Origin of the sequence: Kosakonia radicincitans DSM 16656, from assembly GCF_000280495.2 — a bacterium.
Lineage (GTDB): Bacteria > Pseudomonadota > Gammaproteobacteria > Enterobacterales > Enterobacteriaceae > Kosakonia > Kosakonia radicincitans.
Genome location: NZ_CP018016.1, coordinates 2895897 through 2917557 on the forward strand (window position 1 = coordinate 2895897; position 21661 = coordinate 2917557).

General features: G+C 56.8%; 17 protein-coding genes. 13 read left to right on the forward strand and 4 right to left on the reverse strand.

Translation table 11 applies throughout. The features are described from left to right. Nucleotides 1-47: 47 nt before the first annotated feature. Both Y71_RS13885 and Y71_RS13890 read right to left on the reverse strand, forming a co-directional pair. Entirely contained in the window at nt 48-545 is a 498-nt protein-coding gene (locus Y71_RS13885; RefSeq protein WP_007374982.1) for a cupin domain-containing protein, read from the reverse strand. Nucleotides 546-572: 27 nt separating this feature from the next. Beyond that, on the reverse strand, nt 573-1484 hold the full coding sequence (locus Y71_RS13890; RefSeq protein ID WP_007374981.1) for a LysR family transcriptional regulator: 912 nt from the start codon (nt 1482-1484) through the stop codon (nt 573-575). Between the two features lie 496 nt (nt 1485-1980). Here Y71_RS13890 and Y71_RS13895 point away from each other — a divergent pair, with 496 nt between their 5' ends. Next, entirely contained in the window at nt 1981-3300 is a 1320-nt protein-coding gene (locus tag Y71_RS13895) for an MFS transporter (RefSeq protein ID WP_007374980.1), read from the forward strand. 14 nt (nt 3301-3314) lie between these two features. After that, complete coding sequence (locus tag Y71_RS13900) at nt 3315-4787, forward strand: amidase (RefSeq protein WP_007374979.1); 1473 nt, start codon at nt 3315-3317, stop codon at nt 4785-4787. 131 nt (nt 4788-4918) lie between these two features. Here the strand turns inward: Y71_RS13900 and Y71_RS13905 are convergent, their stop codons facing one another. Next, a complete protein-coding gene (locus Y71_RS13905) occupies nt 4919-5761 on the reverse strand; it encodes an HAD family hydrolase (protein ID WP_007374978.1) in 843 nt (280 codons plus the stop codon). 301 nt (nt 5762-6062) lie between these two features. Further along, nucleotides 6063-9575, reverse strand: a complete 3513-nt coding sequence (gene nifJ / locus Y71_RS13915) for a pyruvate:ferredoxin (flavodoxin) oxidoreductase (RefSeq protein WP_007374976.1) — start codon at nt 9573-9575, stop codon at nt 6063-6065. 386 nt (nt 9576-9961) lie between these two features. Between nifJ and nifH the strand changes: the two genes are divergently transcribed. The 11 genes from nifH to nifV all read left to right on the forward strand — a co-directional run bounded on the left by nifH (nt 9962) and on the right by nifV (nt 21661). Further along, the gene (gene nifH, locus Y71_RS13920) at nt 9962-10843 is read left to right on the forward strand and encodes a nitrogenase iron protein (protein ID WP_035885754.1); all 882 of its coding nucleotides are present in this window, start codon (nt 9962-9964) and stop codon (nt 10841-10843) included. Between the two features lie 27 nt (nt 10844-10870). Next, nucleotides 10871-12319 carry a nitrogenase molybdenum-iron protein alpha chain gene (nifD, locus tag Y71_RS13925; RefSeq protein ID WP_007374973.1) on the forward strand — a complete coding sequence of 483 codons (1449 nt, stop codon included), beginning with the start codon at nt 10871-10873 and terminating at the stop codon, nt 12317-12319. A gap of 55 nt (nt 12320-12374) precedes the next feature. Next, a complete protein-coding gene (nifK, locus tag Y71_RS13930; RefSeq protein WP_007374972.1) occupies nt 12375-13937 on the forward strand; it encodes a nitrogenase molybdenum-iron protein subunit beta in 1563 nt (520 codons plus the stop codon). Between the two features lie 40 nt (nt 13938-13977). Further along, complete coding sequence (gene nifT, locus Y71_RS13935) at nt 13978-14196, forward strand: putative nitrogen fixation protein NifT (RefSeq protein WP_007374971.1); 219 nt, start codon at nt 13978-13980, stop codon at nt 14194-14196. Nucleotides 14197-14207: 11 nt separating this feature from the next. Then, the gene (locus Y71_RS13940; RefSeq protein ID WP_007374970.1) at nt 14208-14870 is read left to right on the forward strand and encodes a NifB/NifX family molybdenum-iron cluster-binding protein; all 663 of its coding nucleotides are present in this window, start codon (nt 14208-14210) and stop codon (nt 14868-14870) included. 156 nt (nt 14871-15026) lie between these two features. Beyond that, complete coding sequence (gene nifE, locus Y71_RS13945; protein WP_007374969.1) at nt 15027-16400, forward strand: nitrogenase iron-molybdenum cofactor biosynthesis protein NifE; 1374 nt, start codon at nt 15027-15029, stop codon at nt 16398-16400. 10 nt (nt 16401-16410) lie between these two features. Continuing rightward, nucleotides 16411-17796, forward strand: a complete 1386-nt coding sequence (nifN, locus tag Y71_RS13950; protein WP_007374968.1) for a nitrogenase iron-molybdenum cofactor biosynthesis protein NifN — start codon at nt 16411-16413, stop codon at nt 17794-17796. Next, complete coding sequence (locus tag Y71_RS13955; protein ID WP_007374967.1) at nt 17783-18247, forward strand: NifB/NifX family molybdenum-iron cluster-binding protein; 465 nt, start codon at nt 17783-17785, stop codon at nt 18245-18247. Before nifN ends, Y71_RS13955 begins: the two co-directional genes overlap by 14 nt. A gap of 207 nt (nt 18248-18454) precedes the next feature. Further along, nucleotides 18455-19294 carry a Fe-S cluster assembly protein NifU gene (gene nifU / locus Y71_RS13960; protein ID WP_007374966.1) on the forward strand — a complete coding sequence of 280 codons (840 nt, stop codon included), beginning with the start codon at nt 18455-18457 and terminating at the stop codon, nt 19292-19294. Nucleotides 19295-19308: 14 nt separating this feature from the next. Then, on the forward strand, nt 19309-20511 hold the full coding sequence (gene nifS, locus Y71_RS13965) for a cysteine desulfurase NifS (RefSeq protein ID WP_007374965.1): 1203 nt from the start codon (nt 19309-19311) through the stop codon (nt 20509-20511). 10 nt (nt 20512-20521) lie between these two features. Next, nucleotides 20522-21661, forward strand: a complete 1140-nt coding sequence (gene nifV / locus Y71_RS13970; RefSeq protein WP_035943433.1) for a homocitrate synthase — start codon at nt 20522-20524, stop codon at nt 21659-21661.

Sequence of the window (21661 nt, forward strand, 5' to 3'; positions counted from 1 at the left end):
GAAGTGCCGTTAAATCGCGCGCCGGGGCAAAACCTCCGGCGTTCGTTTTACTTTTCCCCTTCCCAGTAATCCACGCCCTCACCGCGAAAATCAACCCGGCGAAAATCTTCCTTGCCGTTGATGCGCGCTCTGGCAAGGAATTTATCAGCGTCGGGGTATTCACAAATTTCCGGGCTTTCCATGGTGCTGATCGAGATATAGCGTAAAGGTTGATCGGACGTGTTGATAATCTGATGCGGCCATGCCTTTCCCGGTGGAATACAGATCATATCGCCCTCTTCAATCGCCCGCTCCTCATCGCCAATGCGCAGTGTTCCACGCCCGTTCAGCACGATAAACATCTCTTCCTGCGCATGATGCAGATGAAACGGGCAGCAGCGTTTACCCGGCGGCAACGTATCGATTGACGCGCCGAGCTTGCTGGCGGCGGTGCCTTTGGTCAGCGAACCGCCCAGGGATTCATACAGCGGCGGGCGAACAAAATGCTCCATCTCAAGGGTATTAAAGTTGCGGATGACAAACGGTATGGCGGTCTTCGCACTCATAAGCAGTTCCTGAAATAACGTGACATCTCAGTATTGGAACGACCCATTCTGCCTGTCAATTTGTTCAGCCAGCATTTGATGGAAGATACGTGTCGCCATCGACAGTGTGCGCTGGCGCGGCAGGCAGAGATCCACTTTCACTGTGCCCATCAGCGGGTCCGCCAGCGGCACGGCGACAAAATCCTCGTGCCCGGTGGTGTCATTAACGTTCAGTTGCGGCAGGATCAACAGCGCCAGCCCTTGCCGCGCCAGCGCTTTCTGTACTTCCAGCGAACTGGCGATATAACACAAATCAAAATGCAGATTCTCGCGCCGGGCGGCGGATTCGAGCAGTTGCCGCACCGCATAGTTGGCAGGTGGAATAGCCAGCGGATGACGGGCAAGATCGGTGAGCGTCAGCAGGCTTTTCTTCGCCAGCGGATGATGTGCCGCCATCAACACTTTGTGCTGCAACGCGCAGTAGTGCGTCACCTGCAGCTCCGCGCTGACCGGCATATAAAACGCCAGCGCCACATCGGCATGACCGCTGATTAAATGTTCGGCGACATGCGGCGCACTGCCAATATCGATTTCAAACGAAACCGCAGGGTAACGCTGGCGAAAAGTACAGATAACCGGCGCGATAAAGGCGGCGATCAGGCTCTCTGCCGCGCAGATACGCACCGTGCCGGACACCACACTTTGCGTACTGGAGATGCGCTCTTTTACCGCATCCAGTTCGCGTAAGGTGGCATCCACGGCCTGGGCGAGAAACTCCCCTTCCCTCGTCAGTTTGATACCGCGCGGCGTGCGCTCGATCAGCGGCGCGCCATAATGGTGTTCCAGAATATCGATTTGCCGCGTGACGGCGCCCGGCGCGACAAACAATTTATCGGCGGCATCACGCAACGAACTGGATTTCGCTACCTGGCTAAAATAGCGCAGCGCGCGTAATTGCATATTTCTCCACCCTGTATTGCCGTTATTACCCCTTTTGTCACCTTATTACGCCGGTGTTCAGATTGACAAATCAGCGGGGCAATCCTTTATTTTTCCTCGCTGCTGCACTGTAAACAGGCACGACGAACAATTATCGTGCAAAAACAGGATTGGTTTTTATCTTGCAGGGAGAAAAAACCGTTTAATAATCATCATGATGATATATCTTTTGCGAAAAATATTTACGCACTGCTAACGAAATGAAAGCACAGTTTAAGTGCAGAGCCAGGAAAGTTATTTTCTGCCAGTCAATACAGATCGCCGGATAAAAACAAAAATATCAGATAATTCAAAAAATTAGGGAAAGCAATACTATTTTCTTATTTATATTCCCCGCCCTCCAGTGAGCACATTTTTTACGCACTGCTCCTGCACAATTGTGATAGTGAACATTATCTGCGCTTGTTATATCTCAGCCATGTTGTTAATTCGTCTCAACCCCTGAGGAAGACTGTTTATGGCAAACGAAATAAATCCCGCAGCCACGCCGCCAAAAGCGACGCGTAAAGAAGTGATCGCCGTTGTCCTGGGCGCCGCCGTCGAATTTTTTGATTTCAGCGCTTACGCCACCTTTGCAGTGATGATCGGCCATGTTTTCTTTCCTTCGGATAATCCATTTACCAGTTTGTTATTGTCCGTTTCAGTATTTGGCATCGGCTTTATTGTCCGGCCGCTGGGCGCCATTTTTATAGGCAGTTACGCCGATCGCGTTGGGCGCAAACCGGCAATGTTATTAACCATGGTATTTATGACCATCGGCACCGGCGGCTTAGTCTTCCTGCCGGGATATGAAACCATTGGCATGGCCGCACCGGTTTTACTGGTACTGGTGCGCATGTTGCAGGGGCTGGCCTGGGGCGGCGAAGCTGGCCCGGCAACTACGTTTATTATGGAAGCCGCGCCCGCCGGCAAACGTGCCTTCTATACCAGTTGGCAGATTGTCGCCCAGGGTCTGGCAGGCATCAGCGCGGGGGTGATTGGCTATACGCTCACCGTATTGCTGTCACCGCACGACCTCGCCGCCTGGGGCTGGCGCGTGCCGTTCGCCTTCGGACTGTTGATCCTGCCTATCGCCATCTATCTGCGCCGCAATCTGCGCGAGACTTATCAGTCTGACAACAGCGAAGCCAGCCACTCCACCGGCAGTCTGCTCGGTGAAGTGGTGAAGAACTATCGCGGGCTGGTGCTGACCGGGATTTTTATCCTCTCCGGCAGCACCATCACCCAATATTTTCTCAACTATATGACCACTTACGCGCTCAACGAACTGGCGTTTACGCCGGGCAGCGCCATGGCGTCCACGATTCTGATAGGCGTCTGCGTGGTGGTCTTTTCGCTGGTCGGCGGCTGGATGGCGGATCGCGTTGGCAGAAAGATGACCATCATTGCTCCACGTCTGATCCTGCTGCTGTTGTTACTGCCGGGGCTTGAGATCATCAACACCTGGCGCAGCGAAATGGTGTTTTATAGCGTGATCACCGTCTTTGCCGCCCTGCAATGTATCAGCGGTTCCGGCGTGCTCGTCGTGCTGTGCGAAAACTTCCCGAAATATGTGCGTTCCACCGGTTTTTCTATCGCCTTTGCCTTTGGCATTACGCTGTTTGGCGGCACCGCGCAGATTGTCTTTTCATGGCTGATCAAAGTGACCGGCAACCCGGTTTCTCCTGGTTACTACCTGATTGCCGCCAATATTCTCTGTCTGGCCGCCACCGTCATGCTGAAAGAGCGTAAAGCTCCGCAGCCTTTGCTGGCGCGCCGTCGCACCACCGTTCAGTAATCAAGGAGGAAGCCATGAAAACCGTCATGAACTGGCAAGAATGGGCAGCGCACGATGCCACTGCGCTGGCAGAACGGGTGCAGCAAGGTGAGATCAGCGCTACCGAACTGGCGCAGCAGGCGCAGGCCGCCGTCAGCCTGATCAACCCGCAAATCGGTTCCGTGGTGGAACTGTTTGATGATGCGATCGCCGCGCCACAGACCGACGGCACGCGGCTCGACGGCCCATTTCGCGGCGTGCCGTTTCTGATGAAAGATCTCGGCCCCGGCGTGAAAAACCGCCTACAGGAGCAAGGCTCGAAATTTATGCAGGGCAACCGTCCGGCGGAAGATGCGTTTCTCACCACGCAAATCCGCGCCGCAGGGTTGAACATTATGGGCCGCACCACTACGCCGGAGTTTGGCGTTTGCGGCTCGGTGGAAAACCCGGAAGTTTATGTGACCCGCAATCCCTGGGATCCGGCCTATACCACCTTCGGATCGTCGGCCGGTTCTTGCGCCTCAGTCGCGGCGGGAATCGTACCGCTGGCGCATGCCACGGACGGCGGCGGCTCGATTCGCATCCCGGCGGGTTCCCACGGGTTGATTGGATTAAAAAGTTCGCGCGGCGTGTTATCCATCGCCCCGGCGCTTTCCGATATTACCGGCTTTGTTTCCACGCAGGGCTGCGTCAGCCGCAGCGTTCGCGACACGGCGCGGTTTATCGACAGTTGCCGTGGCGGCGCACCGGGCGAGTTTATGCCCTACTGGGAAAGCAAACAGCCCTACAGCGAGATGATTAAGCATGATCCTGCACCGCTGCGTATTGCCGTCTCCCACGAGTGGGGCAACTACCGTTCCGATGCGCATTTTGTCAGCGAACTGGAGCGCACCGTGCGTTTGCTGGAAGAACTGGGCCACCACGTTGAATGGGTGACGCCGCAGGTTGATTTCGCGCAGGCGTTTGAGGCGCAAACCACCTGCTATATCAGTAACTTTGCGCAGTTTATTCAGCGTCTGCTGGAGAAAAAAGGGCTGAGTTCGCCGCCGGAGGATCTGGTGGAGCCGATCAACATTCGTCTCTGGCAGAAAGGCATTGATATGTCCTACAGCGAACGCTGGAAAATGCAGGATGCCTTTAACACCGTATCGCGCGATCTGGGGCGTTTTTTCCAGCAGTGGGACATGATCCTGACGCCAACGTTCTCCAAACCGACGCCGCTGATGGGCGAGAAAAAATACCTGACGCTGAGCGATAACCCGGATGTGATGGACTGGTTCTACAACCTGTGGGATATCTTCTCTTACACCCCGCTCGCCAGCCTGACCGGCACCGCCGGGATCTCGATCCCGCTCGCCTGGCAGCAATCCGGCATTCCGCTGGGCATGCATTTTCAAACCCGCCAGGCCAACGATGGCCAGTTGCTACAGCTCGCCGCCCAAATTGAACGCGCGCTCGGCGGCAGCTTTATCCGCAACAATGTGCCGCAGGTGCATGTAAGCCGGTGAAAAAGGCCTGGCCGATTGACCATCACTCATGCCCGGTAGCGTGACGCTTACCGGGCCGACAAATATTGCAACCAGCCTCAGGTCTGGAACTGGTTCAGAACGCCCTGACGGCGCAGCGCGCATTAAATTGATTATTTACTCAACGACTCTTTGCTAGCGTATTTACGCTTAAACAATTGCAGCAGCCCTTTCACCGTGACATCTAACTGGCTACCCTCTTCATAAATGGCAGGCACGACATAATTGGCGCGTTCCTCTGCTATCAATTTTTCAACTTTTCCCTGCGTTTTTGTTGTCTTCCATTTATCCGGGTCAAAAACGGCAAGTGAGACACCGCCCTGATAGCGGACCATTTTCATTGACGGAATATCCGTATCGCCATCGCCAAAATAAATCATTCGCTGAAACGGTATCTCTCGCAGTTCAGGCTCGATAAATCTGTTTACCGCTTCATTATCCCAGGAATTATCAATCCCTTTGTTTATGCGAAAAAGAAACTGTGTTTTTGTCGTGTAATTAATCGCCTGAGCGGGCCAGATAGCTACAGTGCCATTGGCGGAATAGTGATATTTACAGGCGAAAATCATGCGAAATTTGTCACCTATTGCCGTTCCGCGAATCATCGCATCAAGTCCGCTGGAGATAATGTAATGGCAGAGTTCCAGCCCATTGTCATCCGCATATTTGTTAATCCGGTCAAACCAATCAGCAACCCCAGGATATAGCGGAATGGATTTACCATGTTTTTTGAGATTATTGACGCTCAGCTCTTGTGGATTTGTCTGTGATGCTTTTTCAACTAACAACCCAAGATAAGAAAGAATTTCATCGCCATCATTTTCTGCTGCGCGTTGTTTTACCTCCTGCCAGAACGCGCCAACATCATTGATCCCTAAAGCAGGCATAAGACCGTGTTGCGCACAATCTCCGTCAGCCAAAGTGCCATCAAAGTCATAAACCAATGCACATTTCATAATATATTCCTTATAACCCAATGAAAGTACAGTTTATCTATTTTTGCCTCATCCTGAGGGTCTTTAAACTCCGGCGGGAAAAGAGATTTAAGGCAATTCAGGACACAAAATAATATCTGATAACCATAGAACAAAGCATAATTGTGGACTACAGAATAGCAGCGGATGATTAGTTTTAATATTCTCGTCATGGTGCAGATATACCGGAACAAAAAAAATAACGCCATGCGCGAATACGCATGGCGTCTCTCCGTGGTCCGAATACCCGGTAAACGCAACATTACCGGGTAAAATTTACCGTTTACTCCCCCGCCATTCGCTGATACTGCGCGAAACGCTGCTTCGCGTCCTGCTCGGTTTGCTCGAAGAGTTGATCCGCCAGTTCCGGCGCGGTGCGGCCCAGCGAGGCGTAACGCACTTCGCCCATCAGGAAGTCGCGGAAGCTCTCTTCGGGTTCGTCGGAGTCGAGAATAAACGGATTCTTGCCCTTCGCCATCAGTTGCGGGTTATAACGCCACAGATGCCAGTAACCGGAATCCACCGCGCGTTTTGCTTCGCGCATACTGCATCCCATCCCGGCCTTCAGACCGTGGTTGATACAGGCCGCATAAGCGATAACCAGCGACGGGCCAGGCCATGCCTCCGCTTCGGCAATGGCCCGTAGCGTCTGGGCTTTATCTGCACCCATCGCCACCTGCGCGACATACACATTGCCGTAGCTCACCGCCATCATGCCGAGATCCTTTTTGCGCGTCCGCTTGCCTTCGGCGGCAAACTTGGCAATCGCCGCAACCGGCGTCGATTTCGACGACTGACCACCGGTGTTGGAGTACACCTCGGTATCAAACACCAGGATATTCACATCCTCGCCGGAGGCCAGCACATGATCGAGGCCGCCAAAACCAATGTCATACGCCCAACCGTCGCCGCCAAAAATCCACTGCGAACGTTTAGCGAAATAGTCGCGGTTCTGGTACATGCGGTTCAGCAGCGGATCGTCGCCCTTCTCCTGCGCCAGCAGCGCGCTCAGTTGCTCTCCGCGCTCGCGCGTGCCTTCACCGCGATCTTTGCTCTCCAGCCACTGGCGTAACGCCTGCTGTAATGCCTCACTGTGCGGCGCAGCCAGTGCATCCATCGCATCACTGGCGAGTTGTTCACGTACCGCGCGCCCGCCAAGCATCATCCCCAGGCCAAACTCGGCGTTATCTTCAAACAACGAGTTAGCCCACGCCGGGCCTTGCCCTTTATGGTTGGTGGTCCACGGAATTGACGGCGCGCTGGCCCCCCAGATCGACGAACACCCCGTGGCATTCGCGATCATCATGCGATCGCCGAACAACTGCGTCACCAGCCGCGCATACGGGGTTTCGCCGCAGCCTGCGCAGGCACCGGAAAACTCCAGCAGCGGGGTTTCAAACTGGCTGCCTTTGACCGTGGTTTTGTTGAACGGATTGCTTTTCGGCGAGAGCGCCAGCGCATAATCCCACACCGGTTGCATCGCTAACTGGCTCTCCAGCGGCTGCATCGTAAGGGCTTTCCCCTTCGCCGGGCAGATATCGGCACAGTTGCCGCAGCCGGAACAATCGAGCGGCGAAATGGCCAGATGATAGTCGTAATCCTTCGCCCCCTGCGCCGCTTTACTCAACAACGCTACCGGCGCCGCATCGCGCTCTTCCTGATTCAGCAGCGCCGGACGAACGGCGGCATGCGGGCAGATAAAGGCGCACTGATTGCACTGGGTACAGCCTTCGGGGTTCCACACCGGCACCTGCAAAGCAATGCCGCGTTTCTCCCACGCTGCGGTTCCCGTCGGGAATGTCCCGTCCTCCATACCGACAAAGGCGCTGACTGGCAGTTTGTCGCCATTCTGCCGGTTCATCGGTTCCAGAATGTCGCGGATAAAATCCGGCATCATCCGCGTCTCTTCCACCGCGTCATCTTCCAGCGTCGCCCAGCGTTCCGGCACCATCACTTCCTGGATGGCTTCCATCCCCAGATCAATGGCGGCATTGTTCATATCCACCACTTTTTGCCCTTTACTGCCGTAGGATTTCTCGACTGCCTGCTTCAGATAATCGGACGCCGCTTGCGGATCAATAATCCCCGCCAGTTTGAAGAATGCCGACTGCATCAGCATGTTAAAGCGCCCGCCCAGCCCCAGTTTACGGGCAATATCCACCGCATTGAGGGTGTAAAAACGGATCCCCTGACGGGCGATATAACGCTTCATACTGTTTGGTAGCCGCGCTTCCAGCTCCTCACCAAACCAGGTACAGTTCAGCAGGAATGTGCCGCCAGGGTTCAGCCCCTCCAGCAGATCGTACTTGTCGACGTAGGATTGCTGCGAGCAGGCGATAAAATCCGCGCGGTGGATCAGGTATGGCGAGGTAATCGGCCGTTCGCCAAAACGCAGGTGCGAAACGGTAATGCCGCCGGATTTTTTCGAATCGTAGGCAAAGTAGGCCTGCGCATACATCGGCGTTTTATCACCGATGATCTTGATGGCGCTCTTGTTGGCGCTGACCGTACCGTCGGAACCCAGCCCCCAGAATTTACAGGCGGTGATCCCCTCGCGGGAAACGTGGACCTCATGAGAAGGCACCGGCAGCGACGTGTGCGTGACATCGTCGAAAATCCCCACTGTAAAACCATCTTTCGGCAGCGGTTTTTTCAGGTTCTCAAACACCGAGACAATATGCCCCGGCAGCACATCTTTACCACCCAGCGCATAGCGCCCGCCGACAATCAGCGGCGCGTCATGCTGGTGATAAAACGCATTTTTCACATCCAGGCACAGCGGTTCCGCCTGCGCGCCCGGCTCTTTGGTGCGATCGAGCACCGCGATGCGTTTGACGCTTTTCGGGATTTTGGCAAAGAAGTGCGACAGCGAAAAAGGCCGGAACAGATGCACCGTTACCAGGCCCACTTTTTCACCGCTGTCGATTAGCGCATCCACCACTTCGGAAATGGTGTCGCATACCGACCCCATCGCCACAATGATCTGTTCGGCATCGTCTGCACCGTAGTAATCAAACAGGTGGTATTCACGACCGGTCAGGCGATAGATCTCCGCCATATAGTTTTCGACGATTTCCGGCAGCGCATCGTAGTAGCGGTTGGCGGCTTCCCGCTCCTGAAAATAGATATCGGGGTTTTGCGCGGTACCGCGAATCACCGGATGATCCGGGTTCAGGGCGTTACGGCGAAAGCGGTTCAGCGCGTCGGTATCCAGCAACGGCGCCAGATCGTCATACTCCAGCACTTCAATTTTCTGGATCTCGTGAGAAGTACGAAAACCATCAAAGAAGTTAATAAAAGGTACGCGGCCTTTAATGGCGGAGAGGTGCGCTACCGCCGAGAGATCCATCACCTGCTGAACGTTGCTCTCCGCCAGCATCGCGCAGCCGCTCTGGCGAACCGCCATCACATCCTGATGATCGCCGAAAATGTTCAGCGAGTTGGTTGCCAGCGCGCGGGCGCTGACGTGAAACACGCCGGGCAGCAGCTCACCGGCGATTTTGTACAGATTGGGGATCATTAACAGCAGCCCCTGCGAAGCGGTATAGGTGGTGGTCAGCGCCCCGGCCTGCAACGCACCGTGTACGGCACCGGCCGCACCCGCTTCTGACTGCATCTCCATTAAACGCACCGGCTGGCCAAACAGGTTTTTCTTGCCGTCAGCCGCCCACTGATCGACGTTTTCCGCCATCGGCGTTGAGGGGGTAATGGGGTAAATCGCGGCGACATCAGTAAAGGCATACGAAATCCATGCCGCTGCCGCGTTGCCATCCATTGTTTTCATCTTTCCGGACATTGCTCATTCCTCGACTGTAAGAGGTCATCTCCCTGACGCCGTTGCACAGCCTGTGCCAGCTCATTTATCCCTTTATAAACAATGTATTAAAGCTAACCGCAACAAAATGGTTGCATGAAACAAGACAGTGGACGCGACATCCTGTTGAACTGCCGACAAAGTGTCGCACGCCGTGGGTTGTACCCCGACGTACAGAAACGATGTGCGGAATTGTTCTGTTTCGAACAATTGGTAAGGCGATTGTTTACTCTTTGTCCCTCCTCTTGCGACAGCGAAAACATCAATGCTTTTAAAATCAATAAATTAAATGAAATGGCACGGCTGGTATGTTCCCTGCACAACAGAGTGAGGCAATCGCCACTCACACAACCAACAGGAGAAACACCATGACCATGCGTCAATGCGCCATTTACGGCAAAGGTGGTATCGGTAAATCCACCACCACGCAAAACCTGGTCGCCGCTCTGGCGGAGATGGGCAAGAAAGTAATGATCGTCGGCTGCGACCCGAAAGCAGACTCCACCCGTCTGATCCTGCACGCGAAAGCGCAGAACACCATTATGGAGATGGCGGCTGAAGTCGGCTCCGTGGAAGACCTGGAACTGGAAGATGTGCTGCAAATCGGTTACGGCGACGTGCGTTGCGCAGAATCCGGCGGCCCGGAACCAGGCGTTGGCTGTGCCGGTCGCGGGGTGATTACCGCTATCAACTTCCTGGAAGAAGAAGGCGCCTATGTTCCCGACCTCGATTTCGTCTTTTACGACGTGCTGGGCGACGTGGTGTGCGGTGGGTTCGCCATGCCGATTCGCGAAAACAAAGCGCAGGAGATCTACATCGTCTGCTCCGGCGAAATGATGGCGATGTACGCTGCCAACAACATCTCTAAAGGCATCGTGAAATACGCCAAATCCGGCAAAGTGCGCCTTGGCGGGCTGATCTGTAACTCCCGTCAGACAGACCGTGAAGATGAGCTGATCATGGCGCTGGCAGAAAAACTCGGCACCCAGATGATCCACTTCGTTCCGCGCGACAACATTGTACAGCGCGCTGAAATCCGCCGTATGACGGTGATTGAGTACGATCCGAAGTGCAACCAGGCCAACGAATACCGCTCGCTGGCGAACAAGATCGTCAACAACACCAAAATGGTGGTGCCAACGCCCATCACCATGGACGAACTGGAAGAGTTGTTGATGGAGTTCGGCATTATGGATGTGGAAGACGCCAGCATTATCGGTAAAACCGCCGCAGAAGAAAACGCGGTTTGATGCACGCCCGCCAACAGGAAGACAACTATGAGCAATGCAACAGGCGAACGTAATCTGGAGATCATCCAGGAAGTGCTGGAGATCTTTCCGGAAAAAACGCGCAAAGAACGCAGAAAGCACATGATGGTGAGCGACCCGGAGATGGAAAGCGTCGGGAAATGCATCATCTCCAACCGTAAGTCGCAGCCCGGCGTGATGACCGTGCGCGGTTGCTCTTACGCCGGTTCTAAAGGGGTGGTATTCGGGCCGATCAAAGATATGGCCCATATCTCCCACGGCCCGATCGGCTGCGGTCAGTATTCCCGCGCCGGGCGGCGTAACTACTACACCGGCGTCAGCGGTGTGGATAGCTTCGGTACGCTCAACTTCACCTCCGATTTTCAGGAGCGCGATATCGTGTTTGGCGGCGATAAAAAGCTGGCCAAACTGATTGAAGAGATGGAGACGCTGTTCCCGCTGACCAAAGGGATCTCCATTCAGTCCGAATGCCCGGTCGGCCTGATTGGCGACGACATTGAAGCCGTTGCCAACGCCAGCCGCAAAGCCATCAATAAACCGGTCATTCCGGTGCGCTGCGAAGGCTTTCGCGGCGTTTCCCAGTCACTCGGTCACCACATTGCCAACGACGTGATCCGCGACTGGGTACTGGATAACCGCGAAGGCAAGCCGTTTGAGGCCGGTCCTTATGACGTGGCGATCATCGGCGATTACAACATCGGCGGCGATGCCTGGGCTTCGCGCATTTTGCTCGAAGAGATGGGCCTGCGCGTGGTAGCGCAGTGGTCCGGCGACGGCACGCTGGTTGAGATGGAGAACACGCCGTTCGTCAAACTCAACCTTGTGCACTGCTACCGCTCGATGAACTACATCTCCCGCCATATGGAGGAGAAACACGGTATTCCGTGGATGGAGTACAACTTCTTCGGCCCGACCAAAGTCGCCGAGTCGTTGCGCAAAATCGCCGATATGTTTGATGACACCATTCGCGCCAACGCTGAAGCGGTGATCGCCAAATATCAGGCGCAGAACGACGCCATCATCGCCAAATACCGTCCGCGCCTGGAAGGCCGCAAAGTGCTGCTGTATATGGGCGGTTTACGTCCTCGCCATGTGATTGGCGCTTATGAAGATCTGGGGATGGAAATTATCGCTGCGGGTTATGAATTCGCCCACAACGATGACTACGACCGCACCCTGCCGGATCTGAAAGAAGGCACCTTGCTGTTCGACGATGCCAGCAGTTATGAACTGGAAGCCTTTGTTAAAGCGCTGAAGCCGGATCTGATCGGCTCCGGTATTAAAGAGAAGTACATCTTCCAGAAAATGGGCGTGCCGTTTCGTCAGATGCACTCCTGGGATTACTCCGGCCCCTATCACGGTTATGACGGCTTTGCCATCTTCGCCCGCGATATGGATATGACGATCAACAACCCCGCGTGGGGCCAGTTGACCGCGCCGTGGCTGAAATCCGCCTGATTTTAATCCTGCTATCCCGTCTGTTCACCGATTTGTGGCGCGGGAGGAGAACACCATGAGCCAAAGTGCTGAGAAAATTCAAAACTGTCATCCGCTGTTTGAACAGGATGCGTACCAGATGCTGTTTAAAGATAAACGGCAACTGGAAGAGGCCCACGATCCGGCGCGCGTGCAGGAGGTCTTTCAATGGACCACCACCGCAGAGTATGAAGCGCTTAACTTTCAACGCGAAGCGCTGACCATCGATCCGGCCAAGGCCTGCCAGCCGCTGGGCGCGGTACTGTGCTCGCTGGGCTTTGCCAATACCCTGCCGTATGTTCACGGCTCCCAGGGGTGCGTGGCCTATTTCCGCACCTATTTTAACCGTCACTTTAAAGAGCCGATTGCCTGTGTTTCTGACTCGATGACGGAAGATGCGGCAGTATTCGGCGGCAACAACAACCTGAACACCGGGTTGCAGAACGCCAGCGCTCTTTACAAGCCGGAAATCATTGCCGTCTCCACCACCTGTATGGCGGAGGTCATCGGCGACGACCTGCAGGCGTTTATTGCTAACGCCAAAAAAGACGGCTTTATCGACGCGGCGATCCCGGTGCCTTACGCGCATACGCCAAGCTTTATCGGCAGCCATGTCACCGGCTGGGACAATATGTTTGAGGGCTTTGCCCGTACCTTTACCGCCGATTACAGCGGGCAACCGGGCAAGTTACCGCGTATCAATCTGGTCAGCGGATTTGAAACCTATCTCGGCAATTTCCGCGTGCTGAAACGCATGATGGAGCAAATGGAGGTGCCATGTAGTCTGCTCTCCGATCCCTCCGAAGTGCTGGATACCCCGGCAGACGGGCATTACCACATGTACGCTGGCGGCACGACACAGCAGGAGATGCGCGAAGCGCCTGACGCTATCGACACCCTGCTGCTGCAACCCTGGCAACTGGTGAAAACCAAAAAAGTGGTGCAGGAAAGCTGGAACCAGCCCGCGACCGAAGTGCAAATCCCGATGGGGCTGGCCGGAACCGACGAGCTGCTGATGACGGTAAGCCAGTTAACCGGCAAAGCCATTCCGGATAGCTTAGCGCTGGAACGCGGTCGGCTGGTGGACATGATGCTCGACTCCCACACCTGGCTACACGGCAAGAAATTCGGCCTGTTCGGCGACCCGGATTTTGTCATGGGGCTGACCCGCTTCCTGCTGGAACTGGGCTGCGAACCGACGGTGATTCTGTGCCATAACGGCAGCAAACGCTGGCAGAAAGCGATGAAGAAAATGCTTGAAGCCTCGCCGTACGGTAAAGAGAGCGAAGTCTTTATCAACTGCGATCTGTGGCATTTCCGCTCGCTGATGTTTACCCGTCAGCCGGACTTTATGATCGGCAACTCCTACGCCAAGTTTATCCAGCGCGATACGCTGGCGAAGGGTGAGCAGTTTGAAGTGCCGCTGATCCGCCTCGGGTTCCCGCTGTTCGATCGCCACCATCTGCACCGCCAGACCACCTGGGGTTACGAAGGGGCTATGAGTATCCTCACCACGCTGGTTAATGCGGTGCTGGAGAAAGTCGACAGAGAGACTATCAAGCTCGGCAAAACCGACTACAGCTTCGATCTTATCCGTTAACCATCACAGCCCCGCCTTGCGCGGGGCTCAGGGAGGCACTATGCCGGTCGTTACTATTCGCCAGCGCGGCGCGGATCTCTACTGCTATATCGCCAAACAGGATCTGGAAGCGAAAATCCTGGACGTTGAGCACGACACCCCGGAACGCTGGGGCGGTGCGATTTCTCTTGAGGGCGGTCGCCGCTATTACGTCAATCTGCAACCGGGACGGCCCTCATTTCCCATTAGCCTGCGCGCCACCCGCGACGCCCTGGTATAAGGAGATGCGCTATGTCCGACAACGATACCCTTTTCTGGCGAATGCTGGCGCTGTTCCAGGCGCTGCCGGAACTGCAACCCGCGCAAATCATGGCGTGGCTGACCGGCGACTGCGATGAGGCGCTGACGCCGGAGCTGTTGGCCTCGCTGGATCAACGCCATCTGGAGCAGCGCTTTCCTCACGAGGACGCATTAATGTCCGCCGGGCGCTGGGCACGGGTAAACGCGTGCCTGAAAGGCGATCTGCCCACCCACTTGCGCGTGCTCGACCACACGGCGCGTCGCCCGCAGCTGATTGTCGCCTTCTGCTCGCAGGATGGGCTGGCAATCAACGGTCATTTCGGCCAGGGGCGGCTGTTTTTTATTTATGCCTTTGATGATCAGGGTGGCTGGCTGTATGACTTACGTCGTTACGCCGCCAGCCCGCAGGACAAAGAGCCCAACGAGAGCCGCGCGCAACTGCTCGGCGATTGCCATCTGCTGTTTTGCGAAGCGATTGGCGGCCCCGCCGCTGCCCGCCTGATCCGCCACAATATCCATCCGATGAAAGTCACCCCAGGCCAGACCATTACCTCGCAGTGCGACGCCATTAAAACGCTACTCAACGGGCAACTGCCGCCGTGGCTGGCAAAACGCCTTGAGCGCGCCAACCCACTGGAAGAACGGGTGTTCTGAATCAATCCCCTTCGGGGGATTTTTTTTGCGTGAACATTGCGCCAATTGTCTGCTTTGTTGCAAAACCGACACTTTTTTTCTCTTAAAAATCAATCACTCATTACTGGCTCGCGAATTGCACCTTCTGCTACAACCCAACCAGATGATGAGGTGAAGATGAAGGGGAACGAGATCCTGGCTTTGCTCGATGAACCTGCCTGCGAGCACAACCACAAACAGAAATCCGGCTGCAGTGCGCCGAAACCCGGCGCGACGGCGGGCGGTTGCGCCTTTGACGGTGCGCAGATCACCCTGCTGCCACTCTCCGATGTTGCCCACCTGGTGCACGGCCCCATTGGTTGTACCGGTAGCTCATGGGATAACCGTGGCAGCTTCAGTTCTGGCCCGACGATCAACCGGCTGGGTTTTACCACCGATCTGAGCGAACAGGATGTAATCATGGGGCGCGGCGAACGCCGCCTGTTCCATGCCGTGCGCCATATCGTCAACCGCTACCATCCGGCCGCCGTCTTTATCTATAACACCTGCGTACCGGCGATGGAGGGCGACGATATCGAAGCCGTCTGCCAGGCGGCAGAAACCGCCACCGGCGTACCGGTGATTGCCGTTGATGTCGCCGGGTTTTACGGCAGCAAAAATCTCGGCAACCGGCTGGCCGGTGAAGTGATGGTGAAAAAGGTCATTGGCGGGCGTGAACCTGCGCCGTGGCCGGAAGATACGCCGTTTGCCCCGGCGCATCGCCACGATATCGGGCTGATTGGCGAATTCAATATTGCCGGGGAGTTCTGGCACATCCAGCCGCTGCTTGATGAGTTGGGCATTCGCGTGCTCGGCAGCCTCTCCGGCGACGGGCGCTTCAGTGAGATCCAGACGCTACACCGGGCGCAGGTCAATATGCTGGTCTGCTCCAGGGCGCTGATCAATGTCGCCCGCTCGCTGGAGCAGCGCTACGGCACGCCGTGGTTTGAAGGCAGCTTTTATGGTGTTCGCGCCACGTCCGACGCCCTACGTCAACTGGCGGCGCTGACCGGAGACCGCGATCTGATGCAGCGTACCGAACAGCTTATTGCCCGTGAAGAACAACGAACAGAGCAGGCGCTGGCCCCGCTGCGTGAACGCCTGCGCGGGCGCAAAGCGCTGCTCTATACCGGCGGCGTGAAATCCTGGTCGGTGGTCTCGGCGCTTCAGGATCTGGGCATGGAAGTGGTGGCGACCGGTACGCGCAAATCCACCGAAGAGGATAAACAGCGCATCCGCGAACTGATGGGGACCGACGCGCTGATGCTTGATGAAGGCAACGCCCGCTCGCTGCTGGACGTGGTTTACCGCTACCAGGCGGACATGATGATCGCCGGGGGACGCAATATGTATACCGCCTACAAAGCGCGGCTGCCGTTCCTCGATATCAATCAGGAGCGCGAGCACGCCTTTGCCGGTTACCGCGGCATTGTCACGCTGGCCGAACAGCTCTGCCTGACCATGGAAAGCCCGGTCTGGCCGCAAACCCATTCCCGCGCACCGTGGCAATAAGGAGCCCGCAATGGCAGAAATTATCCGTAGTAAAAAGCCGCTGGCCGTCAGTCCGGTAAAAAGCGGCCAGCCGCTGGGCGCGATTCTGGCGAGCATGGGCTTTGAACAGAGCATTCCGCTGGTTCATGGCGCTCAGGGGTGCAGCGCCTTCGCGAAGGTCTTTTTTATCCAGCATTTTCACGATCCGATCCCGCTGCAATCGACGGCAATGGACCCAACCTCCACCATTATGGGCGCCGATGAGAACATCTTTACCGCGCTGAATGTGTTGTGCTCGCGCAACAACCCGAAAGCGATTGTTCTGCTGAGCACCGGCCTTTCTGAGGCGCAGGGTAGCGATATTTCGCGCGTGGTGCGCCAGTTCCGCGATGAATTCCCGCGCCATAAAGGGGTGGCGCTGCTGACCGTTAACACGCCGGATTTTTACGGCAGCCTGGAAAACGGCTACAGCGCGGTGCTGGAGAGCATGGTTGAACAGTGGGTGCCGGAAAAACCGCAGCCGGGCGTGCGCAATCGCCGCGTGAACCTGCTGCTCAGCCATTTGCTGACGCCGGGCGACGTCGAGCTGCTGCGCAGTTATGTCGAGGCATTTGGCCTGCAACCGGTGATTGTACCGGATCTCTCCCAGTCGCTGGACGGCCATCTCGCCAGCGGGGATTTCTCGCCGATTACCCAGGGCGGCAGCAGCCTGCGGCTGATTGAACAGATGGGACAGAGCCTTGGCACCTTCGCTATTGGCGTTTCCCTCTCCCGCGCCGCACAGTTACTGGCGCAGCGCAGCCATGCGGAGGTCGTGACGTTGCCGCACCTGATGACCATGAGCCAGTGCGATACGTTTATTCATCAACTGAAGCGCCTCTCCGGGCGCGATGTTCCGGCGTGGATCGAGCGCCAGCGCGGGCAATTGCAGGATGCGATGATCGATTGCCATATGTGGTTACAGGGCGCGCCTGTCGCGCTGGCCGCCGAGGGCGATCTGCTCGCCGCCTGGTGCGATTTCGCCCGCGATATGGGCATGGTTCCCGGCCCGGTGGTGGCGCCGGTGAGCCAGAAAGGGTTGCAGGATCTGCCGGTCGAAAAAGTGATCATCGGCGATCTGGAGGATATGCAGGATCTGCTGTGCGAAACGCCTGCATCGCTGCTGGTGTCCAATTCTCATGCCGTTGATTTGGCCAGCCAGTTCAACATTCCGCTGGTGCGCGCCGGTTTCCCCCTGTTTGACCGTCTGGGCGAATTTCGCCGCGTGCGCCAGGGTTACGCCGGGATGCGCGACACCTTGTTTGAGCTGGCGAATGCGCTGCGCGATCGCCACCATCATCTTGCCGCTTATCACTCGCCGCTGCGCCAGCGTTTTTACGAACCCGCATCTTCGGGAGGTGACTATGCAACATGTTAGCCGACAATTCAGCACCATTTGCGACAGTGAATGGTCGATGAGAGTGGCCTTTGCCAGTTCCGATTACCACCATGTCGATCAGCATTTCGGCGCCACGCCGCGGCTGGTGGTGTACGGTGTCAAAGAGGATGACGTCACCCTGCTGCGGGTGGTGGATTTCTCGGTACTGCCCGGCCATCAGCAGGAGAAACTGACCAGCCGGATTAACGCGCTGGAGGATTGCGTGACGCTCTACTGCGTGGCGATCGGCGAGGCGGTTTTTCGCCAGCTTTTACAGGTCGGCGTGCGCGCGGTGCGCGTTCCGGCAGATACAACGATTGTCGGGCTGTTGCAGGAAATCCAACACTACTGGTACGACAAAGAGCAGCGAAGAAGCGCGCGCAGCCGTAATACCGATCGCTTCGCAGGGCTGCTGCTGGAAGATGAGTGGCAGGAAGAGGATGAGCGCTGATGCCTTTTCTGTGTCAGCTCTGTGACAAAGCCAACATAAAACTGCGACATAGTTCGCGGTTTTATGTCAGGCGTCAAAATCATCTCATTGAAATATAACGACTTAATCTTCTGGTACTGCTTTTGCTTCAACGATATTACCCGCTGTTGATTGACGCGGTGTAATGCGCTCCGGCGCGTTCCGTCATACATACTGGGAGCCAAAAGCATGTGGAATTACTCCGAGAAAGTGAAAGATCATTTTTTTAATCCCCGTAACGCCCGGGTGGTGGAAAACGCCAACGCCGTGGGTGATGTGGGATCGTTAAGCTGTGGCGATGCGTTACGGCTGATGCTGCGAGTGGATCCGCAAGATGAAACCATTCTTGAGGCCGGGTTTCAGACCTTTGGCTGCGGCAGCGCAATTGCCTCTTCTTCCGCCTTAACGGAACTGATTATCGGCCGCACACTGGCGCAGGCCGAACAGGTCACCAACCAACAAATTGCCGATTATCTTGACGGTTTACCGCCGCAAAAAATGCACTGCTCGGTCATGGGCCAGGAAGCGCTGCGCGCTGCCATCGCCAACTACCGCGGCGAAACGCTGGAAGATGACCACGAAGAAGGCGCATTGATTTGTAAGTGCTTTGGCGTGGATGAAGGACAGATTCGCCGCGCGGTGCTGAGTAACGGGTTGACCACGCTGGAAGAGGTGATCAACTACACCAAAGCAGGCGGCGGCTGTACTTCGTGTCATGAAAAAATCGAACTGGCGCTGGCGGATATTCTCGCGCAGCACCCGCAGGTCGCCGCGCCGGTTGCGACAACCAAAGATCCGCACTGGCAGGAAGTGGTTGATGCCATCACTGAACTGCGCCCGCATATTCAGGCCGATGGCGGCGATATGGCGCTGCTCAGCGTGGCAAATCATAAAGTCACGGTCAGCCTCTCCGGCAGTTGTAGCGGCTGCATGATGACCGACATGACGCTCGCCTGGTTACAGCAAAAACTGATGGAACGCACCGGCTGTTATATGGAAGTCGTGGCCGCTGAAGCCGCAGCGTATTAACAGAGGGGAAAAACATGAAACAGGTTTATCTGGATAACAACGCCACCACGCGAATCGATCCAATGGTGCTGGAAGCGATGATGCCCTTTCTGACCGAGCATTATGGCAACCCCTCTTCGATTCATGATTTCGGCACGCCTTCCCGTGCGGCCCTTGAGCGCGCGCACCAGCAGGTTGCTGCCCTGCTTGGCGCCGATCATGCCAGCGAGATTATTTTCACCTCCTGCGCGACCGAAGCCACGTCAACCGCGCTGCACGCCTGCGTGGAACTGATGCCGGAGCGCCGGGAAATCATCACCACCGCGGTCGAGCACCCGGCCACGCTCGCCGTTTGCGAACACCTGGAGCGCCAGGGTTACCTGATCCACCGCATTGGTGTGAATAGCGACGGCGCGCTGGATATGGAGCAGTACCGCCAGGCGCTCAGCTCCCGGGTGGCGGTGGTCAGCGTGATGTGGGCGAACAACGAAACCGGCGTACTGTTTCCGGTGATTGAAATGGCGGCCATGGCGCAGGAACACGGCGCGCTGTTCCACTGCGATGCGGTACAGGTAGTCGGTAAAATTCCGTTGGATATTGGCCGCACGCAGATCGATATGCTCTCCTGCTCGGCGCACAAACTGCACGGACCGAAAGGTGTCGGCTGCCTCTATCTGCGGCGCGGAACGCGTTTTCGTCCGCTGTTGCGCGGAGGCCATCAGGAGCGCGGACGCCGCGCAGGGACGGAAAACATCGCCGGGATTGTCGGCATGGGCACAGCCTGCGAACTGGCGCAGATCCATCTGCCCGGTGCCGCCTCGCTGGCGCAACTGCGCGATCGACTGCAGGAAGGGCTTATCGCGCAGGTGCCTTCCGTGATGGTGATGGGCGGCAACCAGCCGCGCGTACCCGGCACCACCAATCTGGCGTTTGAGTTTATCGAAGGGGAAGCCATTTTATTGCTGCTGAACCAGGCGGGAATTGCGGCGTCGAGCGGCAGCGCCTGTACCTCCGGTTCGCTGGAGCCTTCGCATGTCATGCGAGCGATGAACATTCCTTACACCGCCGCGCACGGCAGTATTCGTTTCTCGCTGTCACGCTACACGCGTGAAAAAGAGATCGACTACGTGATCGACACCCTGCCAACGATTATTGCCCGCCTGCGGATGCTCTCGCCCTACTGGCAGGAGGGAAAACCCGGGGCGGCTGAATCGGCATTTGCGCCGTTATACGGCTAAGGCGGCGAGCATGAATGTGCTTATCAACGACACCACCCTGCGCGACGGCGAACAGAGCCCGGGCGTCGCGTTTCTCGCCAGCGAGAAAATCGCCATCGCCGAGGCGCTGTTTGCGGCGGGCATTACCGCGCTTGAAGTCGGCACGCCAGCGATGGGCGACGAGGAGCGCCAGCGCATTTTGCAGGTGCGCCGGCATTTGCCCGCGGCAACGCTGATGTCCTGGTGTCGGATGAACCGCGACGAGATCCACCAGAGCGCGGATCTCGGTATGGACTGGGTGGATATCTCCCTGCCCGCTTCGGATAAGCTGCGCCAGTACAAGCTTCGCGAACCGCTGCCGCAGTTGCTCGATAAACTGGGCTCGCTGATTGCACAAGCGCGGACGCTGGGCATGCAGGTCTGTGTCGGCTGTGAGGATGCCTCACGCGCCAGCGATCAGACGCTGAACCAGATTGCCGATATCGCCCGCGAGGCGGGCGCGAAACGGCTGCGTTTCGCTGACACTCTCGGCCTGCTCGATCCCTTTACCACCACCACCCGCATTCAGGCGCTTGGCGAATACTGGCCGGGCGAAATCGAAATGCACGCCCACAACGATCTGGGGCTGGCGACCGCCAATACGCTGGCGGCGGTACGCGCCGGAGCCACCAGCGTCAACACAACCGTGCTGGGGCTGGGCGAACGCGCAGGCAATGCCGCGCTGGAAACCGTTGCGCTGAGCCTGAGCCGCTGTCTGCAACGGGATTGCGGCGTTGATTTTACGCGCCTGCCGTCCCTGTGCCAGACCGTGGCCGACGCGACACAGCGGGCGATTGACCCGCAGCAACCGCTGGTCGGTGCGCAGGTGTTCACCCATGAATCCGGCGTTCATGTCGCCGCGCTGCTGCGCGATCGCGAAAGCTATCAGGCGATTGATCCGGCGCTAATGGGGCGCGAGTACCGGCTGGTGCTGGGCAAACACTCCGGTCGCCAGGCGGTGGATGGCGTCTTCGCCCGCATGGGGTATCACCTCGATACCCTACAAATCGATCTGCTGCTGCCGGCGATCCGCCGCTTTGCCGAGCGCTGGAAACGCACGCCGAAAGAGGATGAGCTGGTGGCAATTTACGATGCGCTGTGCGGGGAATCCGCACACTTTGCGAGGGGCTGA

Coding starts and splice junctions, on each gene's coding strand:
- Y71_RS13885 (WP_007374982.1), bottom strand. CDS start 545: ATGAGTGCGAAGACCGCCATACCGTTTGTCATCCGCAACTTTAATACC.
- Y71_RS13890 (WP_007374981.1), bottom strand. CDS start 1,484: ATGCAATTACGCGCGCTGCGCTATTTTAGCCAGGTAGCGAAATCCAGT.
- Y71_RS13895 (WP_007374980.1), top strand. CDS start 1,981: ATGGCAAACGAAATAAATCCCGCAGCCACGCCGCCAAAAGCGACGCGT.
- Y71_RS13900 (WP_007374979.1), top strand. CDS start 3,315: ATGAAAACCGTCATGAACTGGCAAGAATGGGCAGCGCACGATGCCACT.
- Y71_RS13905 (WP_007374978.1), bottom strand. CDS start 5,761: ATGAAATGTGCATTGGTTTATGACTTTGATGGCACTTTGGCTGACGGA.
- nifJ (WP_007374976.1), bottom strand. CDS start 9,575: ATGTCCGGAAAGATGAAAACAATGGATGGCAACGCGGCAGCGGCATGG.
- nifH (WP_035885754.1), top strand. CDS start 9,962: ATGACCATGCGTCAATGCGCCATTTACGGCAAAGGTGGTATCGGTAAA.
- nifD (WP_007374973.1), top strand. CDS start 10,871: ATGAGCAATGCAACAGGCGAACGTAATCTGGAGATCATCCAGGAAGTG.
- nifK (WP_007374972.1), top strand. CDS start 12,375: ATGAGCCAAAGTGCTGAGAAAATTCAAAACTGTCATCCGCTGTTTGAA.
- nifT (WP_007374971.1), top strand. CDS start 13,978: ATGCCGGTCGTTACTATTCGCCAGCGCGGCGCGGATCTCTACTGCTAT.
- Y71_RS13940 (WP_007374970.1), top strand. CDS start 14,208: ATGTCCGACAACGATACCCTTTTCTGGCGAATGCTGGCGCTGTTCCAG.
- nifE (WP_007374969.1), top strand. CDS start 15,027: ATGAAGGGGAACGAGATCCTGGCTTTGCTCGATGAACCTGCCTGCGAG.
- nifN (WP_007374968.1), top strand. CDS start 16,411: ATGGCAGAAATTATCCGTAGTAAAAAGCCGCTGGCCGTCAGTCCGGTA.
- Y71_RS13955 (WP_007374967.1), top strand. CDS start 17,783: ATGCAACATGTTAGCCGACAATTCAGCACCATTTGCGACAGTGAATGG.
- nifU (WP_007374966.1), top strand. CDS start 18,455: ATGTGGAATTACTCCGAGAAAGTGAAAGATCATTTTTTTAATCCCCGT.
- nifS (WP_007374965.1), top strand. CDS start 19,309: ATGAAACAGGTTTATCTGGATAACAACGCCACCACGCGAATCGATCCA.
- nifV (WP_035943433.1), top strand. CDS start 20,522: ATGAATGTGCTTATCAACGACACCACCCTGCGCGACGGCGAACAGAGC.